This is a genomic window from Pseudomonas sp. GW821-FHT12A04 (assembly GCF_058807755.1).
In genome coordinates this window covers 1-692 of sequence record NZ_JBXAQZ010000033.1, presented here as the reverse complement: position 1 = coordinate 692, position 692 = coordinate 1, and the positions used below count along the sequence as shown (strand labels likewise).

General features: G+C 64.2%; 1 protein-coding gene. It reads right to left on the bottom strand.

Features of this window, described 5'->3' with window-relative positions; genetic code table 11:
- Positions 1 to 692: DUF5801 repeats-in-toxin domain-containing protein (locus tag AC1RS8_RS28020; protein ID WP_493164248.1), on the bottom strand; the 692-nt coding region annotated here is incomplete at both ends.

Genomic DNA, 692 nt, shown 5'->3' with positions numbered 1-692 from the left:
GTCAGGCTCGTCGAATCATCGGGATTGGTGGTGTTGGAATGCACCACGGCCCTGATCTGGTCGAGCGTGACGCTGCCGTTGGCAGCCACACTGACGGTGAACACCAGCAGGTCGCTCGTGGCCGTGCGGCCTTCGACCACCGTGCCGTTGAGTGAGAGGTTCACCGCATGGCCCGTGGCCGTGTCGGTCAACCCGGAAGCTCCGGCCACTACGCCCAGCGCATAGGTCAGGGTGCCGGCACCATCGGCGCCAAACGCCGAGGTGAAGTTGGCGGCAAAGCTCTGGGTATCATTGGTCGCCAGTACCGTTTCGTCCACCGTCAGCGTCGGCTCCGTGCCGGTGGTATTGATGCTTGGTCCGTCGTCCTTGAACACCAGGTTCTGCCCAATGTTCAGGGTCGCCTGGGCGCTGTCGCCGTCCCCGTCAGTCTTGGTTGCCGTCAGCGTCACCAGGTTGTCCGCGGTCAGGCTCGTCGAGTCATCGGGATTGGTGGTATTGGAATGCACCACAGCGCGGAGCTGGTCGAGGGTGACATCACCGTTGGCAGCCACGCTGACCGTGAACACCAGCAGGTCGCTCGTGGCCGTGCGGCCTTCGACCACAGTGCCGTTGAGTGAGAGGTTCACCGCATGGCCCGTGGCCGTGTCGGTCAACCCGGAAGCTCCGGCCACTACGCCCAGCGCATAGGTCAG